This window comes from Rhodanobacter sp. C01 (genome assembly GCF_002001045.1).
Lineage (GTDB): Bacteria > Pseudomonadota > Gammaproteobacteria > Xanthomonadales > Rhodanobacteraceae > Rhodanobacter.
Window position 1 is genome coordinate 79,416 of record NZ_MUNR01000006.1, and the last position, 16,948, is coordinate 96,363.

Annotated in this window: 17 protein-coding genes; 5 read left to right on the forward strand and 12 right to left on the reverse strand. The window is 60.0% G+C overall.

What is annotated here, in order from left to right:
- Positions 1-27 precede the first annotated feature (27 nt).
- Positions 28-1,425, reverse strand: coding sequence for an oxygen-independent coproporphyrinogen III oxidase (gene hemN, locus B0E50_RS03025; protein WP_077439621.1), 1,398 nt, complete (start codon positions 1,423-1,425; stop codon positions 28-30).
- Between the two features lie 408 nt (positions 1,426-1,833).
- Between hemN and B0E50_RS03030 the strand changes: the two genes are divergently transcribed.
- A complete protein-coding gene (locus B0E50_RS03030; RefSeq protein WP_077439622.1) occupies positions 1,834-3,081 on the forward strand; it encodes an NnrS family protein in 1,248 nt (415 codons plus the stop codon).
- Complete coding sequence (locus B0E50_RS03035) at positions 3,039-3,632, forward strand: hypothetical protein (RefSeq protein WP_254424019.1); 594 nt, start codon at positions 3,039-3,041, stop codon at positions 3,630-3,632. Before B0E50_RS03030 ends, B0E50_RS03035 begins: the two co-directional genes overlap by 43 nt.
- A gap of 264 nt (positions 3,633-3,896) precedes the next feature.
- On the opposite strand, the gene B0E50_RS03040 is transcribed toward B0E50_RS03035, so the two are convergent.
- The 9 genes from B0E50_RS03040 to ccoN form a co-directional block, all read right to left on the reverse strand.
- The gene (locus B0E50_RS03040; protein ID WP_077439624.1) at positions 3,897-4,304 is read right to left on the reverse strand and encodes a group III truncated hemoglobin; all 408 of its coding nucleotides are present in this window, start codon (positions 4,302-4,304) and stop codon (positions 3,897-3,899) included.
- A 98-nt stretch (positions 4,305-4,402) separates the two neighbouring features.
- Positions 4,403-4,849, reverse strand: coding sequence for an azurin (azu, locus tag B0E50_RS03045; protein ID WP_077439625.1), 447 nt, complete (start codon positions 4,847-4,849; stop codon positions 4,403-4,405).
- A gap of 67 nt (positions 4,850-4,916) precedes the next feature.
- The gene (gene ccoS, locus B0E50_RS03050) at positions 4,917-5,132 is read right to left on the reverse strand and encodes a cbb3-type cytochrome oxidase assembly protein CcoS (protein WP_077439626.1); all 216 of its coding nucleotides are present in this window, start codon (positions 5,130-5,132) and stop codon (positions 4,917-4,919) included.
- Positions 5,129-7,375 carry a heavy metal translocating P-type ATPase gene (locus tag B0E50_RS03055; RefSeq protein ID WP_077439627.1) on the reverse strand — a complete coding sequence of 749 codons (2,247 nt, stop codon included), beginning with the start codon at positions 7,373-7,375 and terminating at the stop codon, positions 5,129-5,131. The genes ccoS and B0E50_RS03055 overlap by 4 nt, the downstream gene beginning before the upstream one ends.
- On the reverse strand, positions 7,372-7,590 hold the full coding sequence (locus B0E50_RS03060) for a hypothetical protein (RefSeq protein ID WP_254424020.1): 219 nt from the start codon (positions 7,588-7,590) through the stop codon (positions 7,372-7,374). The genes B0E50_RS03055 and B0E50_RS03060 overlap by 4 nt, the downstream gene beginning before the upstream one ends.
- Entirely contained in the window at positions 7,574-8,479 is a 906-nt protein-coding gene (ccoP, locus tag B0E50_RS03065) for a cytochrome-c oxidase, cbb3-type subunit III (RefSeq protein ID WP_077439628.1), read from the reverse strand. The genes B0E50_RS03060 and ccoP overlap by 17 nt, the downstream gene beginning before the upstream one ends.
- On the reverse strand, positions 8,476-8,670 hold the full coding sequence (locus B0E50_RS03070; protein WP_077439629.1) for a cbb3-type cytochrome c oxidase subunit 3: 195 nt from the start codon (positions 8,668-8,670) through the stop codon (positions 8,476-8,478). Before B0E50_RS03070 ends, ccoP begins: the two co-directional genes overlap by 4 nt.
- Positions 8,667-9,320: a cytochrome-c oxidase, cbb3-type subunit II gene (gene ccoO, locus B0E50_RS03075; RefSeq protein ID WP_077439630.1), complete on the reverse strand. Its 654-nt coding sequence runs from the start codon at positions 9,318-9,320 to the stop codon at positions 8,667-8,669. Before ccoO ends, B0E50_RS03070 begins: the two co-directional genes overlap by 4 nt.
- A gap of 10 nt (positions 9,321-9,330) precedes the next feature.
- Complete coding sequence (ccoN, locus tag B0E50_RS03080; protein ID WP_077439631.1) at positions 9,331-10,797, reverse strand: cytochrome-c oxidase, cbb3-type subunit I; 1,467 nt, start codon at positions 10,795-10,797, stop codon at positions 9,331-9,333.
- A gap of 227 nt (positions 10,798-11,024) precedes the next feature.
- Between ccoN and B0E50_RS03085 the strand changes: the two genes are divergently transcribed.
- Entirely contained in the window at positions 11,025-11,759 is a 735-nt protein-coding gene (locus tag B0E50_RS03085; protein ID WP_077439632.1) for a YoaK family protein, read from the forward strand.
- Between the two features lie 92 nt (positions 11,760-11,851).
- Here B0E50_RS03085 and B0E50_RS03090 read toward each other — a convergent pair whose 3' ends face one another.
- Positions 11,852-13,108 (reverse strand): site-specific integrase, encoded by a 1,257-nt coding sequence (locus tag B0E50_RS03090; protein ID WP_077439633.1) that lies wholly within the window; start codon positions 13,106-13,108, stop codon positions 11,852-11,854.
- Between the two features lie 439 nt (positions 13,109-13,547).
- Here B0E50_RS03090 and B0E50_RS03095 point away from each other — a divergent pair, with 439 nt between their 5' ends.
- Complete coding sequence (locus B0E50_RS03095) at positions 13,548-14,705, forward strand: FUSC family protein (RefSeq protein WP_168170798.1); 1,158 nt, start codon at positions 13,548-13,550, stop codon at positions 14,703-14,705.
- A 73-nt stretch (positions 14,706-14,778) separates the two neighbouring features.
- Here B0E50_RS03095 and B0E50_RS03100 read toward each other — a convergent pair whose 3' ends face one another.
- A complete protein-coding gene (locus B0E50_RS03100) occupies positions 14,779-15,435 on the reverse strand; it encodes a trimeric intracellular cation channel family protein (protein WP_077439635.1) in 657 nt (218 codons plus the stop codon).
- A 1,145-nt stretch (positions 15,436-16,580) separates the two neighbouring features.
- Here B0E50_RS03100 and B0E50_RS03105 point away from each other — a divergent pair.
- On the forward strand, positions 16,581-16,946 hold the full coding sequence (locus B0E50_RS03105) for a DUF6869 domain-containing protein (protein WP_077439636.1): 366 nt from the start codon (positions 16,581-16,583) through the stop codon (positions 16,944-16,946).
- Positions 16,947-16,948: the final 2 nt, after the last annotated feature.

The following is a 16,948-nucleotide window of genomic DNA, read 5'->3' on the forward strand; positions in this document are numbered from 1 at the left end:
GGGAAGCATCTTTGGTGATCGTGCCATTCATATGGTACGCGAGTAGCGTGCCGTGCTCTCTCGGCCGAGATACGCATCAAAGCACATCGCGATACTACGCAACAACAGCTGTCCACGCGACGTTACACGGATGATACGTGAGTCTAAGGTCACCAATTGGTCATCGGCAAGCAATTGCAGCCGGGCCAGTTCAGTAGCGAAATATTCCCCGAAGATTAGACGATGACGCGCACCAAAAGCATACATGTCCAGCTTACCATGGCACATCAGCTCACTTATCGCTTCGCGACGAATCTCATCGTCCTCGTCCAGCAGCAGCCCACGAACAATAGGCAGGCGGGCATTGTCCAGGGCACTGTAGTAGCCGGTTAGATCCCGGGCATTCTGGCTGTAGCTGTTGCCAATACGGCTGATCGCACTCACACCCAAGCCTACGATGTCGCAGTCGCCATGGGTGGAGTAACCCTGAAAATTTCGTTGCAGTGTGCCCGCCCTTTGTGCGCGTACCAGCTCGTCGTCGGGGCGTGCAAAGTGATCCATGCCGACGTAGACGTAGCCGGCCGAACAGAGCCGCTGCAGCGCTTGACCAAATAAGGCTAGCCGCGTCGCCGGATCGGGCAGTTCGGCCGTGTCGATCTGCTGTTGCGCCTTGAACAGGTGCGGCATATGCGCGTAACCGTATACGGCTACACGGTCTGGTTCCAATCCGATCACTTCCGAGAGTGTATGGTCAAATCCCTGCATCGTTTGCCGTGGCAGACCGTATATCAGGTCTACACTGGCCGACACGAAGCCTGCGGCCCGCCCAGCCTGCAATACCTCACGTGTCTGCTCCACACTCTGAATACGATTGACAGCCTGCTGCACCTCCGGATCGAAATCCTGGATGCCTACCGACAGTCGGTTGAAGCCAAGCTCCGCCAGGCCGTGGATGTAGTTGCCATCGGCAAAGCGCGGATCAATCTCGATGCCGTACTCACGCCGGCTCTCGTGTATGAAGCTGAAGTGCTGGGCCAACGACTCCATCAGCTCGGCCATCCGCGGTAGATCGAGAAAGTTCGGCGTGCCACCACCAAAATGTAGTTGACGCACTGGCCGATCACGGTCGAACAGTGGTGCCAAAAGTTCAATCTCGCGGTACAGCCGTTCCAAGTAGCGGTCGGCCTTGCCGATATCGCGGGTAATTACGCGGTTGCATCCACAGTAGAAGCACGGACTGAGGCAAAAGGGTACGTGAACGTAGAGCGACAACGAACGCGGGATTGGCTCTTCGTTGGACGCGCGGATCACTTCGCGTAGCGTGGCTTCGACGAAATCGCGTCGGAACTGCGGTGCTGTGGGATAGCTGGTATAGCGCGGTCCGTCCGTGTCATAGCGGGCGATTGTCGCCGGATCGAATTCAGGTGCAGTGATGGCTCGGCTCATGTGCTTAGTTTGTGCAGCGCGAGTAGTTCGTGCATTGATTCAGGTCAAAAACCGCGACGAAATGCTGCGTTGCTCCTATCCAAGGCGAGCACCACCATCGGAAATCCAGCTTTACGTCGGTTGGAGAGCATCGCGTGCTATTTGTCAGGCCAATCGCTCCGCAAGCTATCCTGTCTAAGCCTAAGAGGGCAAAACATGAGGTTGGGAATCCCATCCACACTTTACGAGGCCGATGATGTGCACCTCCTTGGAGCAACTAGGCAAGAAGTCATACGCCCTTCGACCCGGTCGCGAACCGCAGCCATGATTGCCGATCAATCGGTACGGCCTCCATATGACACAGATCAAGAATGTCGCCCCGAATGGCGGTCAACATGACAGGTCGTTCTCACTTGAGTTGACGCCGTCATGGCTGAATCTCCATCTTCAAGAGTCAAGCCCGCTATGTTCGCGGAGTTGCCAGCCCTGCTGGCGTCGGCGCCGCATCGGCTGCTGTTTCTGGCCGGCACGGTTGCAGTGCTGCTCAGTATGCTTTGGTGGGCGCTGGAACTAACCTGGATGCGCTTCGGGCTGGGTGGCTGGCCGCAGCCATCGATAGCCCCCGGCTGGGCGCATGCAATGCTGATCCAATACGGTTTGTTTCCGCTATTCATCTTTGGCTTTTTACTGACAGTTTTTCCGCGCTGGCTGAATCGACCGGCGTTGCCGCGCGGGCGGTATGTACCGGTCGCTGGCTGCGTATTCGGCGGTTATGTGCTGGCGAACGTGGGGCTGCTCGACTTGCCGTGGCTGCTCAAGCTCGGCTTCATCGTGATGCTGGCGGGTTACGTGATCGGCTTCTGGACACTGGCGACGGTGTTGCATGCGTCGGGTGAGCGCGACAACCATGCGCGTTCGTGTCTTCTGGCGGTGGGTTTGGGCACGCTAGGGCTTCTCGCGTTCCTGGTCTCTCTGTTCGGCGGTCCGTTCGAGTGCGCTACGCTGGCGATCCGGCTGGGGACATTTGGTCTGCTCCTGCCCATTTTCTTTACGGTAACGCACCGAATGCTACCGTTCTTTAGCGGCAATGTGGCAGCCGACTACAGGGTGATCCGTCCGCGCTGGAGCCTTCCGGTTGTGTGGGTGTTGCTGCTAGTACATGCGCTGTTGGATTGGCGCAATGCGTTGGGCTGGCTGTGGCTAACTGATGTTCCGCTGGCGCTGGTGTTCGCTTGGCACGCGCTGGCGTGGCAACCTTGGAAGGCGATGCGGCCAGGTCTGCTTGCTGTGTTGCATCTGGCATTCGCTTGGCTGCCGTTGGCATTCGTGCTGTATGCGCTGCAGGACGTGATTTACGCGGCCAGCGGTCATCTGCTGCTCGGACGTGCACCTCTGCATGCATTGGCGATTGGTTACTTCGGCTCGATGCTGGTCGCAATGGTGACGCGGGTGACCCAAGGCCATTCCGGTCGGCCGCTGCAGATGGGCGCGGTAGCGTGGCTGTGCTTCGGACTGCTGCAGATCGTCGTGTTGCTGCGCATCCGCGCGGAATTGGGCGGCGATATGTACCTATGGCTGGTGGTCGCTGCGTACGGCTGGCTACTGGCTTTTCTGCCATGGGTGCTGCGTTCGGCATGGATCTACCTGACCCCGCGGGTGGACAACAAGCCGGGTTAAGGTGGCGCCGCCGTCGTCTTGCCAACAACTCACACAGGCTCTCGCTTGATCCATATCAGCGCGTCCAGGATGGGCTACGCGCAGACTCGTTCACCCAGTATTGGGAGAAAGTGATGGCTGTCTGGTATCCATGGATAGTGTTGATACATTTGTCTTGCGCGATCCTGTTTGTCGGTTCGGTGGCGTTCGAGGTGTTGGTGATCGAGTCCCTACATCGACACTTCGACGGGGCCATAATGCAGCGTATCGAACAGGCGGTGATGGCGCGGGCACGCCGCTTCATGCCGCTGGTAGTGATTCTGCTGTTCGCCAGTGGCGGCATGTTGTTCGACATTCGTTGTGCTGGCATCAGCTGTATTGGCACGCGCTTCGGCAACTTGTTGCTGCTGAAGATGCTGCTGGCGTTCGGCGTACTCGGCGTGTTTGTTAATGCGATGCGGGCTATGCGGAGCGGCAGGATGAACGTGTGCCGGTTCCGGCATACCCATCGCGTGGTACTCGGCCTGATGATTGGCATCGTTTTCTTGGCCAAGATCATGTTCTATCTGTAGACGGCCTTCTTCTAATAAGGCGCATCATCTCTACAGTCGCATTCAATGATCAGTCGATCAGTATCGACGGCCAGTTTTAGGCAGTGAGTACGACGGCACCGGTGTTTCAGTAGGTCGGTAGCGATTTAGGGAGATGTTCAAGCCCTACGACTGTGAAACCTGAAGGCGCTGAATCACTCATGTGTCGGGTACACCCGACTCTGGAGCTGGCTCCGGGTGATTGGTGAAGCATGGCTCGCGGAGTGCCTCGACCGAGCTGGGGAGCTACTCTCTGGTGATGCCGACTACGGGCACGACAAAGTTATGTGCTCGCTCATGCAGGCCGAGCCACAGCTTGAGGCTGCGGCCGATGTGCTGGGCATACTCCAGCATCAGTACGGCGTTCGCTTCGTCCAGCTCTTGGGCGCAGGTTTCACGCCACAGGGTAAGCCAGCGGTCAAAATGCTCGGCGAGGATCGGGTGCGGTCGGTGTGCGGCCATCAGGTTTCCGCGACAGCTTCCGATGCGTAATGCTACTGATGACCAGAAGGAGGCAAGTAAGCGCTTGTGCTCGTCCCAGTCACGCACTGCGGCATTGAATACTGGGCCCAGTTTCCGATCGCATCGCACCCTTTCGTAAAAGCGGTCGACTAGCGTAGCGATCGCGAATTCGTCAAGGAATGGTGAGTTCATGCGGAACGTGGTGCATCAGGAGTCGGAATACACGAAAGTAGGGGCGTTTGCCCACAGCACGTATCCGGTACCAGCCGGAAACGTGCTGTGGGCGCCACTTATTGGCTCAGGTTCAGCGTGCCCTTCATCAGGGTCGCGTGGCCTGGGAAGGTGCAGAAATATGCGTATTGTTCGCCAGTCTTGAGCTTGGCTACGCTGATGGTCGCGGAGTCGGATTCGCCACCACCGATCAGCTTGGTATGCGCAATGATTCGGGCGTCGCCCGGCTTCTCATAGTTGCTGGCAGCACCTGCCTGCATGCCGTCGGCAATAACGCCGGGCTCGTCGGCATTGTGGGCCAGCACCCAGTTATGGCCCATCGCAGTCTTCGGTAGCGTACCGGTGTGTTTCAAGGTCACCGTAAAGGTCTTGCAGGTCTTCGGCACGGTGATGCTTTTTTGATTGTATTGCATAGCATCATTGGCTTCGACAGTGGTTGCACACTCAGTGGCCAGCAGTGGGGTGGACAACAGGCCGAGCAGGGTGATCGCAATTAGTTTTCGCATTAGTAGAAGCTCCAATGAGGAATGGTGGGGAAGAAGAGTGGCTTCATTTTGGCGTGCTCATGCGCAGTCAGCCTTGATCTGGGTCAGTGCCAGCGGCAAAGTCCTCTGCCTGCGTGGCCCTTTCCGGAGGCGCTTCGCCCGGAGCCAAATCTTCAAGCAGTGGTAGAACTCCCGGGCTGTCCAGATCGTCAAACTGCTGGTGATTGACGGCCCAGAAGAAAATGACTGTCGCGATCAGCACCACCAGCAAGGTTACCGGGATCAGTACAAGCAGGATGTTCATACGCGCATCTCGCGTTGCTTCGCCGTGGGTTCGCTGACACTGTCGCGACCCACGCGCAATGCGTTGAGCACGACTGCCAATGAGCTCAGCGACATCCCGATGGCGGCGAGCCACGGCGGCACGAAGCCGAGCGCGGCGAACGGCACGGCACACAAGTTGTAGACGAGTGACCAGCGCCGGCTCTGAGCAACCACGAGAGCTACCTGGCGCGCGATCGAGCGTGCTTGCACGAGGCCGTCCAGACCTCCATCCAGCAAGAGCAGGTCGGCATGCGCCTGTGCCAACTCGGTTCCACTACCCAGCGCGGCGGAGACGTCCGCGCCCGCCAGTACCGGCGCGTCGTTGCTTCCGTCACCGACGGCCAAGGTGACGTGATCACGCTGGCGGGCTGCCTGCAGCCGCTGCAGCTTGTCGGTGGGCGACTGACGGCCGTAAGCGTCGTGGATGTCCAGACGAGCGGCAAGCGCGGCCACGCGCGATTTACTGTCGCCACTGGCGATTACCAGCGCGATGCCGTCGGCACGCAGCGCGTCGAGCGTGCGGCGGGCATCTTTGCGTGGCTGTTCGTCGAGATGGAAGGCAGCGATCGGTCCGTTCTGATCGGCCAGCAGCAGCGCATTTGAGAGGCTTGCCGATACCATATGTCCGCTCGGCGCCAGCGCGAAATCGGCGCGCCCCAAACGCAGTGGGCGACCATCGACTTCCCCGCTGATGCCTGCGCCGGCACTGACCTCAACTGCCTGCGCCCGCTGTGGCAGGCCACGCTGGCGGGCGGTGCTGGCCAGCGCACGCGCCAGCGGATGCGAGCTTTCATGGGCCAGTGCGGCGGCCAGCTGCAGCACGTCATCGGGATCATCGCCGCGGAGCGGTTCGATCGCGGCGGTTGCCAGTTGCGGCACGCTGAGCGTGCCGGTCTTGTCGAACAACGCGTAATCGACCCGCGCCAGCGTGGCCAGCGCGCTGCTGTCGGTGACGAGCACTCCGTGTCCAGCCAACACGCCGAGAGCGCGGGTCAGCGTGGCCGGTCGAGTCAGTGCGAACGAGCATGGACAGGCGACCACCAGCACCGCCACCGCCGCTTCGAACGCGCGCGCTGGGTCCACCAGCATCCAGCCCAGCGCCGTCAACGCGGTCAGCAGCAGTACGCGGCCGATAAAACGGCCGACTTCGCGTTCGCCCCCGGGCGCGGACACCATGCGCGCCTTGCGCGTACGCGTGCTGAGCGCGCTCAATCGGGCGGCAGCTGTCGCCTCGCCGGTGTGTTCCACGAGCAGCTCGGCAGGGCCGACCAGCAGCATGCTGCCGGCAATCAGCCGCTCCCCGCGCTGACGCTGCACGTGGAGCGATTCGCCCGACAGCAAAGCCTCGTCCACCTCGGCCATGGCGCTCTCCAGCACGCCGTCTGCCGGTACCGTGGTGCCCTCGGCGATGTGCACGTGATCGCCAGCAACCAGCTCGATCGCGGCCACCGTTTCCAGGCTGCCGTCTGCATGCCGACGCTCCGCCAGCAGCGGTGCGGCATCGATCACCGCATCGCCAAGAGCACCACTGCGATGCCGCGCGCGCAACTCCACGTAGCGTGCGGCCAGCAGCAGAAACACAAACATGCTGACCGAATCGAAGTAGATGTCGCCGCTGCCGCGCAAGGTGTTGATCGTGCTTGCGAGAAATACCAGCAGCACCGCGAGCGTCACCGACAGGTTGATGCCCAACTGGTGGCGGCGCAGTTCGCGCAGTGCGCCGACATAGAACGGCTTGGCCGAATAGAACACCACGGGCACGGCGGACAACAGACTCAGCCAGCGGAACAGGCCGCGGGTAGTGAAATCGACGAAGTCGACGACGCCGATGTAGATCACGAACGCATAGGTCATCACCTGCATCGCGAACATGCCGGCGACCAGCAGGCGCTTCAATGCGTCATGCGATTCGCGCGAACGGGCGTCGTCGATGCTGTCATGCCGCAGCGGTTGCGCCCTGCAACGTGCGCCAGTGAACGCCTCGAGCAGAACCGGCAGTGATGTGTGCTGCCTGTCCCACACTACCCGTACGCGCTTGGCCGGTGCGTCGATGGCCACCCGCTGCACGCCGGGCAACCCGTGGATGAGTTGCTCCAGTCGCAATACCTGCTGCGCGTTGTGCAGTCCTTCGACCCGCAGAGCGATCTCGCTATGACCATCTCGGCGTGTACGCAATACCTGCGCAGCCAGTTGCGGCTGGACCCATGCCGCATGGGTACTCATGGTGGAGGGCCGTTGCTGCTATGGCTGCTGCTTGGCACCCCGAACACGGTGTGCGACGTGTCCACCGGGATATCGGCGTGACGGGAGCTCACCACGATCAGCCATACGCACCCGGCCATCGATGCGGCGAAGACCACCACACCAAGCCACAGCACCGGCTGGCGATACCAGCTCGATGCGCTGGATAAATCGCGGGCGTCATGGCGTGGCATCATCGCGGTGCGACAGGTGGTAGACATAGGCGGCCAGCACGTGGATCTGGTCGTCACTGAGGCGGCGGCTCCACGCCGGCATATGGCCCTGCCTGCCGCCACCGATGGTGGCTTCGATATCGGCAACGCTGCCACCGTGCAGCCAGATGTGGTCCGTGAGATTGGGTGCGCCAAGCGCCTGGTTGCCCTTGCCATCCGGGCCGTGACAGGCGGCGCAGGTGACAAACAGCGGCTTGCCGGCCGCCGCCTTGGCAGCATCGTACGGTGAGCCGGACAGACTAAGCACATATTGGGCGAGATTTTTCACGTTGTCCTCGCCCAGACTCGCCCACGGCGGCATGACACCGGCACGACCATCGTGGATGCTTGCGGTGATCGACTTACCGTCGCCGCCGTACAACCAGTCGGCGTCAGTGAGATCGGGCGCACCAAGTTTTTGATTGCCCTTGGCGGTGCGCCCATGGCAGGCCGCGCAGTCGTCGCCGAACAATTCCTTGCCCATCTGCTGGGCGGCTGGATCGCCAGCGAGTTGCTCGACCGGGTACAGCTCGAAGCGCTTCATCTCCTCGGCGAACGCGACATTGTTGCTGGCCACGTTGCGCGCCAGTTCGCCATGCGAGGTCCAGCCCAGTAAACCCTTGAAGTTGCCGAAGCCAGGGAACAACGCCAGATACGTGAAGCCGGCGATGAACATGCTGGCCGACATCAGCAACCACCAACGCGGCAGTCGTCGCACACCCTCGCGCAGCGCACCGTGTGCCCAGATGTGGCCACTGGTGCCGTCGGGCAACGTCGGTATTTTTACCCACGGTCCCCACAGGAACAGGAACAATGTAATGCCCAGGTTGAACACCACCAGGAACATGACCCACAACGACCAGCCTGTGCTCATGGACGACTCTCCCGTGTGCCTGCCTGCGTGTCGGCAGGTTGTTCTTCCGTATCTTCCTGCATCGGCAACTGGGCCATCTGGTCAAACACTTTCTTGTGGCGCTTGCGCCAAGCCCAGATCCAGATACCAATGAAGGTGATCATCATGGCCAGGATGAAAGCGCCCGCGATCTGTCCCCATACCGGACTCATGGTTGGCCTCCATCGCTGGCTTCCGCCGAGGTTGTCTTCGTCGGCTCATTTTTAATACCCAAGCCCTGCAGATAGGTAATCAGCGCGTCCATCTCGGTCTTGCCGTTCACCGCCGCTGGCGCGCCGGCGATGTCCGCGTCGCTGTACAGATCGCCCAATCGGCGCAGCGTGCGCATGCTGGCCTGGATCTCCGCCGCATCGAGTTTCTTGTCGGCCAGCCAGGGGAAACCTGGCATGTTTGATGGCGGCACCACCTGCCGGGGGTTCATTAGGTGCATGCGCTGCCAGTCATCCGAGTATTTGCCTCCGACACGAGCTAGATCCGGTCCGATACGTTTGGAACCCCACAGGAACGGACGGTCGTAGACCGATTCGTCGGCGGTGGAGTAGTGACCGTAGCGCTCCGTCTCGAAACGCAGCGCGCGGATCATCTGCGAATGGCACAGATAACAGCCCTCTCGTACGTAGATGTCCCTGCCAGCCAGGCGCAGCGGGTCGTACGGTTTGACCCCGGACGGCGCCTTGATCGCATGTGCCTCGATGAACAGCGGTGTGATTTCAGCGAGGCCGCCGAGCGAGACCATGATAGCGATCAGGATGCCAAGCAGGCCGACGTTTTTCTCGATGATTTCAAAATGCTTGTATGCCATGTCGTGATCCTCAACCGGCAGCCGGCAAGGGGGCCGGTACCTGATTGGGCACCGGCTCCGGGATCGGCACGGGAATCGGTTTGATCAGTCGGGCACGGGCGTCTGCTGCGGTGTGCCACAGATTCCAGGCCATCACCACCATGCCAGACAGGATCAGCAGGCCACCGGCCCAGCGGATCAAATACATCGGCTTGATCGCAATCAGACTGTCGAGGAAGGAATAAGTGAGCGACCCATCCGGGTTGGTGGCGCGCCACATCATGCCTTCGGTGATGCCGGCGGCCCACATCGAGCAGATGTACATCAGCGTACCCATCATGTGCAGCCAGAAATGCGCTTCCATCGCGCGATGCGAGTGCATGGCGGGTCGACCTAGCGCACGAGGCGCCATCGCGTAAAGCGAGCCGATGGTGATCATCGCGACCCAGCCGAGCGCACCCGAATGTACGTGGGCGATTGTCCAGTCGGTGTAGTGCGACAACGAATTCACCGTCTTGATCGCCATCATCGAACCTTCGAAGGTGGCCGCGGCGTAGAACACCAGCGACATCACCATGAACTTGGCGGCCGGGTCGGTCTTCAGTCGCCACCACGAGCCGTTGAAGGTGAGTAGCCCGTTAGCTGCGGAGCCCCAGCTGGGCATCAACAGGATCAGCGAAAATGCCATACCCACCGACTGCACCCAGTCGGGCAGGGCGGTGTACATAAGGTGGTGCGCGCCTGCCCACATGTAGACCGAGATCAGCGCCCAGAAATTGACGATCGAGAAGCGATAGCTCCACAGCGGCTGCTGGGCCTGCCGCGGGACGAAGTAATACATCATGCCGAGGAAGCCGGCCGTGAGAAAAAACGCTACCGCGTTGTGGCCGTACCACCACTCCACCATGGCATCGACCACGCCCGAATAGATCGGGTACGACTTCCACATCGACACCGGCAGCACGAGACCGTTGACGATATGCAACAGGCCGACCGCGATGATGAAGGCGCCGTAGTACCAATTCGCGACATAGATATGGCGGATGCGCCGGCGCGTCAGGCTGGCGAAGAACACCACGCCGAAGCTGACCCATACCACGGCGATGAGAATGGCGACGATCCACTCGGGCTCGGCATATTCCTTGCCGCGGGTCGCGCCCAGCGGCATCGACACCATGGCCAGCACGCAAATCAGTTGCCAACCCCAGAATGTGAACTCGGCAAGCCGGCCCAGCGCCAGCCGCGCCTGACCGGTACGTTGCACCACGTAATAGCAGGTGCCCATCAACGCACAGCCGCCAAAGCCGAAGATCACCCCGAAGGTGTGGTCAGGACGGATGCGACTGAAGGTCAGCCACGGGATATCAAAATTCAGCGCGGGCCACATCAGCTCCGCGGCGGCGTAGACGCCTACCGACATGCCGATGATTCCCCATACCGCGGCGCCGAGCAGAAACTGGCGCACGACCTTGTCGTTGTAGTACTCGGTATTTGGCATGGCACCCCCTAACTATGGTTGGAGGTATTCTGACAACGCTGTTCAGCCGACTATTGATCTAGATCAAGTCGCTTCGGCTCCCTGTTACGCAGGATCGGAACCAATTCCTCATCATTGTGTTAGGCAACGCTCAATGGGTTCGCCGCACCGCTTCAGATGGCACGCGATTCGTTGACCGTCTACAGTGATGCCATTGCACCAACCTCACGTTGAACGGGGCAGTCTCAATGTTGGTAAGGGAAGGAAACGCGCGAAGCAGCGATGTCGATCGTCGCCTTGCCTGCACCCTGGCCGCGATTGCCGGAGCGCTGAACACGGCTGCTTTTCACGCAGTAGGTTTTTTCTCCGCCAACATGACTGGGAACGTTTCGGCGCTCTCCGATCACGCCGCACTGGGAGAGTGGTTGCTAGGCATGTTCTATTTGTCGATTGTCTTGGCTTTCGTGCTGGGCGCTGCGGTGTCGACCTTGCTTATTAATGCGGGCAAGCGTCGACGCATTCGTAGTATCTACGCTGTCAGCATCCTCGCAGAGGCAGTTTTGATGGCGTTGCTTGGATGTGCCTGTCTCTGGCTTCCTCAGGCTAACCGTGGGCCTACATTGATCCTGGGGTTGAGTTTTCTTATGGGTCTGCAGAATGCGGTCGTCACCACGATTTCTGGTGCGCGTGTGCGAACAACCCATGTTTCCGGTATGTCGACGGATATTGGCATCGAGTTGAGCATGCTGTTCGACATCGCTCGTGGCCGCGAGCTTGGGGTGGATGCTGCGCCCTATCAGCTGAAGCTTCGGCTTCATGCACAGACGGTGCTTTCCTTCCTGGTGGGCGGGATCATCGGTGTAATGGTCTATCAGGCGATCGGCGGACGTCTTCTCTTCGCCACGGCGTCGGTTCTTCTGGCCCTCTCGCTACTAGGTATCTGGCAGGCGCTTCGGGGCGACGTGTCGGTGCCACAAGCCTGATACGACGATCATGCGTGCATGGGATCTCAATGTCGACGCTTACGAGATAGAACCACGATCCGCTGCAAATAGCGGATCGGGGGCATGCAAGACTATGCCGTAGAACGACAATACCGCTCCCAGTCGTTCATCAACTTGGCGCGCCGAGTCAGCAAGTCACCACGTTGATAGGCTGCTTCTGAGGCATCTTTGAGGAGATGCGCCAATGCCTTCTCAATAACCTCGCGCGAGTGCTTCGTAGTCTCTGCTGCCCAGTCACGAAAGCTGGATCGAAAGCCATGGGGTACGCAAGGCCTCTTTTCCCTCGGATCCATGTGTCCGGTGCCTCCCTTGGCAATATCTGAAGCGTGCATGCCTTTTATCAGCTTCTCGCCCGCGGCTGTGGTTAGGGGTTGACCTTTGACGCTAGGGAACACATGGCCGGATGGAACGACCAGCTTGCCCTTCACTTTCGGTATCAACGAACGTAGCAACTCGATTGCTGCAGGTGATAGGGGCACTCGATGTTCCTTTTCCGCCTTCATTCGTTCAGCCGGAATGATCCAAAGGGCTTTTGCTAGGTCGATCTCATCCCATTGCGCACCTGCAGATTCGCCTGGCCGCGTAGCCGTCAGAATTTGCAGCTCCAGCACGCGAGCGGATAACCCTTGGTGCTGGCGAAGCTTTGACATAAATGCAGGAATCTCAGCGTAGGGCAAAGCGGGCCTGGGTTTGACCTTTTGTACTTCACTGCGTTTAGGCAGAAGGTGATCCAGATGGTTACGCCACGCCGCGGGGTTGTCACCGGTTCGGAGTTTGCGAACCGTTGCCCACGCCAGCACCGACTCGATCCGCCCCCGTAATCGGCTTGCTGTCTCGGTCTTTGTTGTCCAAATGGGGTTTAGACAGAGCATAACGAGCTCCGTATCGACCCTATCGACCGGCACATCCCAGATCGGTTTGCAGTAAGTCGCGAGCGTGCTTTCCCACTGAGCAGCATGCTTGGCATTCTTCCAGCCGCTGCGATGCGCTTCGATATACAAACCGGCACAGCGACCGAACGCCACCGTTCGCGCCTCGGTTAGTCGTTTCTGCTGCTGGGCCGATTTGCGATCGTCAATGGGGTCGATGCCATCGGTGACCATCTGCCGGCATTTCATGGCGCGCTTTCTAGCGTCACTCAGCCCAAAAGAATGGAAGGCACCTAAGCCCATCTCTCGGGCGCGACCGTTGATCTGGTAACGAAATACCCATGACTTGGAGAGGGAAGCAGAAATCTGGAGATAGAGGCCGCCGCCATCGCCCAAGTACCCGGGTGTTTTGGCTTTGCGAACCTTCAGGTCGGACAGTTTTTCGAGTGCGCGAGCCATTGGCTACCCCTGTTTCTACCCATGATCATACACTGGATTTGGTTGAACGCCTTTGGGCGTGTTTGGACATATTCACGCTGTAAACGGCTTGGTTAAGCCATTTGTGAGGACTTGTTTGGACAGGACTGGACTACAGGCTGACGGACTCTCTCTCCGCCAGTACACAAAAAAGCCCTGATTTGTCAGGGCTTTTTTGTGTACTGGGAAAGGTGCTTGATCAAGTCGGATGGGTCAATCCAATGCGACTCGCACATCATTTTCTGCGCCAACCGTCGGGCACGTGGCACTTCCGTTTGGTGATTCCGCGGAACCTGCATGCAGTGTTCGGTCTGATGCATCATCAGGCGCCGATTTCGCACACGAGCCCCCAGGCCCTGCGCGGCTTTGGGCTTACACCTTGCGGGCGTCATGCCCAACCCTTTGTCGACGCAGGCCACGGATGAATCCGCTGGCTCGCCGGAAGTTGCAGGAGTGGCTCGATGGCGGCCGCCGCACGATGGCGGCGGTGTCTGCCGAACTGGCAAGCATGTCATGGCGTGGGCCGCGGGCGCGTGAGTCGCTGAAGGCCGCGCTGTCGGTCATGCTGGCGGTCGCACTGGCGAAGGCGCTGGGTCTGGACGATCTGTGGTGGGCAGCTTTCAGCGGCTACATGGTGATGCGCTCGAGCTTCGACGAAACGTTCCGGCGTGGCGTGTACCGGATTGCCGGCACGGTAGTCGGTGTCGCGCTCGGCGTTGGTCTGGCGCCAGTGATGGCGCATCATCCGTTGTGGCGGATCGTGTGGATCTTCGGGTTCGGCGCGGTGACACTGTATTTCGCGTTGTTGTCGCGCTATGGCTATGCATGGCTTTTTCTCGGGCTCACCCACGTCATGGTGCTGGCGTTCGCGGTGCCGATGCCGGGTACGCTGCTGCACTTCGCGAAACTGCGCATCGCCGATGTTGCGGTAGGCACGGCAGCTTGCGTGATCGTGTCCGCCTTGTTCGCACTGGCCGGAGGCACGCATCCCCGCTCGTTCCTGCAGTCATTGCGCGGCCTGATCGGCACACCGGTGGCCGCACGGGTAGTCCGCTCCGAGCCGGGCGTGCGCCGCCGGCTGCTGCAGCACGTCTGCGAAGCCGCGCTGGCGCTGGCCTGCGTCACCGCGTTGGGCTACGGCTTCGGGCTGACTTCGTTTACCCAGGCATCGATCACGGTCTTCGCGGTGATGATGTTGCCGATCACGGACTTCGCCGCGAACCGGCGTGGCGCGGTACGGCGCAAGCTGATCCATCGCTGCTTCGGCTGCCTGTCCGGTGGTCTTGCCGGCATCCTGTTGCTGCTGCTCACCGGGCATGTGCCGCTGCTGTGGTGGCTGGCGCTGGCGCTCGGCGTATGGGTCGGACAGCACCTGCAGAACAGTGGCCCGGGCATCGGCTATATCGGCACGCAGTTCTGCCTGGGTTACCTCACTGCCTTCGTGCACGATCCGCACCTGGCCGAGAGCTATGCGGCCGCGGCCGAACGTTTCGCAGGTATTTTGAGTGGCTTGCTGGTGCTAGGCGTGATCCTGTATCTGGGCAGTCTGTTGAGCGTTCCGAAGGAGCAGGATGAATGAGCGCCTGCCGATCCCGGCGGGTTACATTTTGGCGGTGAGGCAACTGACGACCTGATCAATAAACAGTCGCGTATTAGTGCGCATCATCTGGGATCGTCCGGTTTTTCGCGCGGCCGCCGCCGGCGATCGGCAGCTGCCAGCCGCGTCGCACGGCCAGCATGCGCAGGGCGAAGCAGATGATGGCCCCGACGATCATCGTCGCTGCGGATGGCAGCCCCAACGAGGCGCCGATGACGACCATGACTGCCCCGGCCAATGCGGCCACTGCATACAGGTCGGCGCGCAGCACCATCGGCACGTCGGCCAGCAGCACGTCACGCACCATGCCGCCGCCGATGCCGGTGAGCATGCCTAGCAGCGCCGCCATGACCGGGTTCAGTCCGAACGCCAGCGCTTTCTGCGCGCCGGCGACCGCGAACAGTGCAAGGCCGGCGGCGTCGAACAGGCGCACCGGATTCTGCAGCCGCTCGATCACCGGAGCCCACCAGAACGTGATCATGCCAGCGCATACCGAAACGGCGAGGTAGCGCCAGTCGCTGATCGCCGCCGGGGGCGCCGCACCGATCAGCAGGTCGCGCGTGATGCCACCGGCATTGGCCGCGGCGAACGACAGCACCAGCACGCCGAACAGATCGAGTCGCCGCCGTGTCGCCGCCGTCGCACCGCTGAGCGCGAATACGAACGTGCCGACCAGATCGGCGAGCAATAGCAGCAGTTTCGTTGTCGGCATGTAGATATCTCCCTGTGCAGACAACGCACTGTAGCGTCAGGCAGGTGATCCGTCTCGTACCGGCAAACGCAGGCTGGCCGCGCAGAGCGCAGGGGTCGCCCGATCCTGCCGAACCGCTACTTCGATGCATGCACGGCGATGACCAGCGTTTCGATGCCGGTGCGCAGCGTGGGCTGAATGACCGGCGCGAACCGTGGGTTGTGGTTGGTCGGCAAATCTATTGAGCTGGCCCGCAGCCTGCGCCTTCGCGTAGATCTCCGTATCGGTGCCGCCGATGAACCAGGACACCGAGGGCATTTTCTACTGCGCGCCAAAGCAGTCGAAGTCTTCACCCGCCGAGGTCGGCAGGATTTTCGACGCACCCCTCCGGGAAATACTGACGGAATGCATCACCAGACCTTCTGGTTTGCGTCAGTGTCGTTGATGACCAGTGCGTAATGGTCCACCTGTGTGATGTCCGGTGGCCTAGGCGTTCGACGTGGCTGCCTCGGCATTTGTCGCAATTCTCAAATGATCAGCGATCCCATGCCGCCGTTGCGGGTCGGTCCACGCTCTCGTGCATGCACATTTCCCGCGCAAGTGAGTGCTTGAGTGAGGGAACGATGTGACCCAAAAAAATGGCGCCCGAGGGGGACGGGCGCCGAGGTGTATCCAATGATCAGCCCACAGAAGCCACTCCTTGTCCGAGATGCCTGGCATGCCAAATCGGCCGTGCCGCAGATACTCAGTCAGCACAGGTGACCTCTTGATAACCATAGAGCGATGTGCTTTTGGGCGAACCTGTAGGTTCTAACAGCTGCTTGGGCCGCCTCGTCTGCGCGTTGCCTTCCTATAAAGAGCACTCAGGGCTGTTCACCGTTTGCGTGAATAAAGCCGATGCCAATATTTTAAATGTGCGTCAGAGATACATGGAGTTTGTAAGCGCGGCGCCTTGTTCAATACGCATGGCGAAATCAAATGGGCAAAGAGCGATTTACAGCGGTAAGAATCCCGATTCAAGAGTGAAAAGGGTCCTGATGGGCATGGACTGTTCATTGGCGGAGTGATGGTTTTCTCAGCAATGCCGCATCAGGAGTGTTGCGAGCTAAGGCTGACGTTACGTCCAATCAATGCTTTAAAGATAGCAGCGAGAAGAGGGTGGATTCATGAACGCAGCGAGTGACATTGATATCGCAAAGGCTTGGGTGGTAGTGCACAAGGCCGAGATGGATTCTGAGGTGCGTGATGCGAATTTTTGGGCGTATATGTCACTTGATGAGCTTCGTGAGAGCAATTTGGAACGCTATTGGAAGGTCATCAATGAGATCTGGCGTCTCGATGATTCGGACCTCATTCTTTCAAATTTAGCTGCAGGCCCCATCGAAGACCTGCTAGTGAGCGCAGGAAATATATTTATCGAAAGAATCGAGGTGAACACAAAAGTCGACGAACGATTTAGGGTGATGCTTGGCATGGTGTGGAAAGATGATATGCCCGACGACATTTGGGAAAGAGTTGAGCGCGCATCTTGACA

Coding starts and splice junctions, on each gene's coding strand:
- B0E50_RS03070 (WP_077439629.1), bottom strand. CDS start 8,670: ATGAGTCCGGTATGGGGACAGATCGCGGGCGCTTTCATCCTGGCCATG.
- ccoS (WP_077439626.1), bottom strand. CDS start 5,132: ATGAACATCCTGCTTGTACTGATCCCGGTAACCTTGCTGGTGGTGCTG.
- B0E50_RS03105 (WP_077439636.1), top strand. CDS start 16,581: ATGAACGCAGCGAGTGACATTGATATCGCAAAGGCTTGGGTGGTAGTG.
- B0E50_RS03100 (WP_077439635.1), bottom strand. CDS start 15,435: ATGCCGACAACGAAACTGCTGCTATTGCTCGCCGATCTGGTCGGCACG.
- B0E50_RS03060 (WP_254424020.1), bottom strand. CDS start 7,590: ATGATGCCACGCCATGACGCCCGCGATTTATCCAGCGCATCGAGCTGG.
- ccoO (WP_077439630.1), bottom strand. CDS start 9,320: ATGGCATACAAGCATTTTGAAATCATCGAGAAAAACGTCGGCCTGCTT.
- B0E50_RS03040 (WP_077439624.1), bottom strand. CDS start 4,304: ATGAACTCACCATTCCTTGACGAATTCGCGATCGCTACGCTAGTCGAC.
- azu (WP_077439625.1), bottom strand. CDS start 4,849: ATGCGAAAACTAATTGCGATCACCCTGCTCGGCCTGTTGTCCACCCCA.
- B0E50_RS03055 (WP_077439627.1), bottom strand. CDS start 7,375: ATGAGTACCCATGCGGCATGGGTCCAGCCGCAACTGGCTGCGCAGGTA.
- B0E50_RS03035 (WP_254424019.1), top strand. CDS start 3,039: ATGGATCTACCTGACCCCGCGGGTGGACAACAAGCCGGGTTAAGGTGG.
- hemN (WP_077439621.1), bottom strand. CDS start 1,425: ATGAGCCGAGCCATCACTGCACCTGAATTCGATCCGGCGACAATCGCC.
- ccoN (WP_077439631.1), bottom strand. CDS start 10,797: ATGCCAAATACCGAGTACTACAACGACAAGGTCGTGCGCCAGTTTCTG.
- ccoP (WP_077439628.1), bottom strand. CDS start 8,479: ATGAGCACAGGCTGGTCGTTGTGGGTCATGTTCCTGGTGGTGTTCAAC.
- B0E50_RS03090 (WP_077439633.1), bottom strand. CDS start 13,108: ATGGCTCGCGCACTCGAAAAACTGTCCGACCTGAAGGTTCGCAAAGCC.
- B0E50_RS03095 (WP_168170798.1), top strand. CDS start 13,548: ATGAATCCGCTGGCTCGCCGGAAGTTGCAGGAGTGGCTCGATGGCGGC.
- B0E50_RS03085 (WP_077439632.1), top strand. CDS start 11,025: ATGTTGGTAAGGGAAGGAAACGCGCGAAGCAGCGATGTCGATCGTCGC.
- B0E50_RS03030 (WP_077439622.1), top strand. CDS start 1,834: ATGGCTGAATCTCCATCTTCAAGAGTCAAGCCCGCTATGTTCGCGGAG.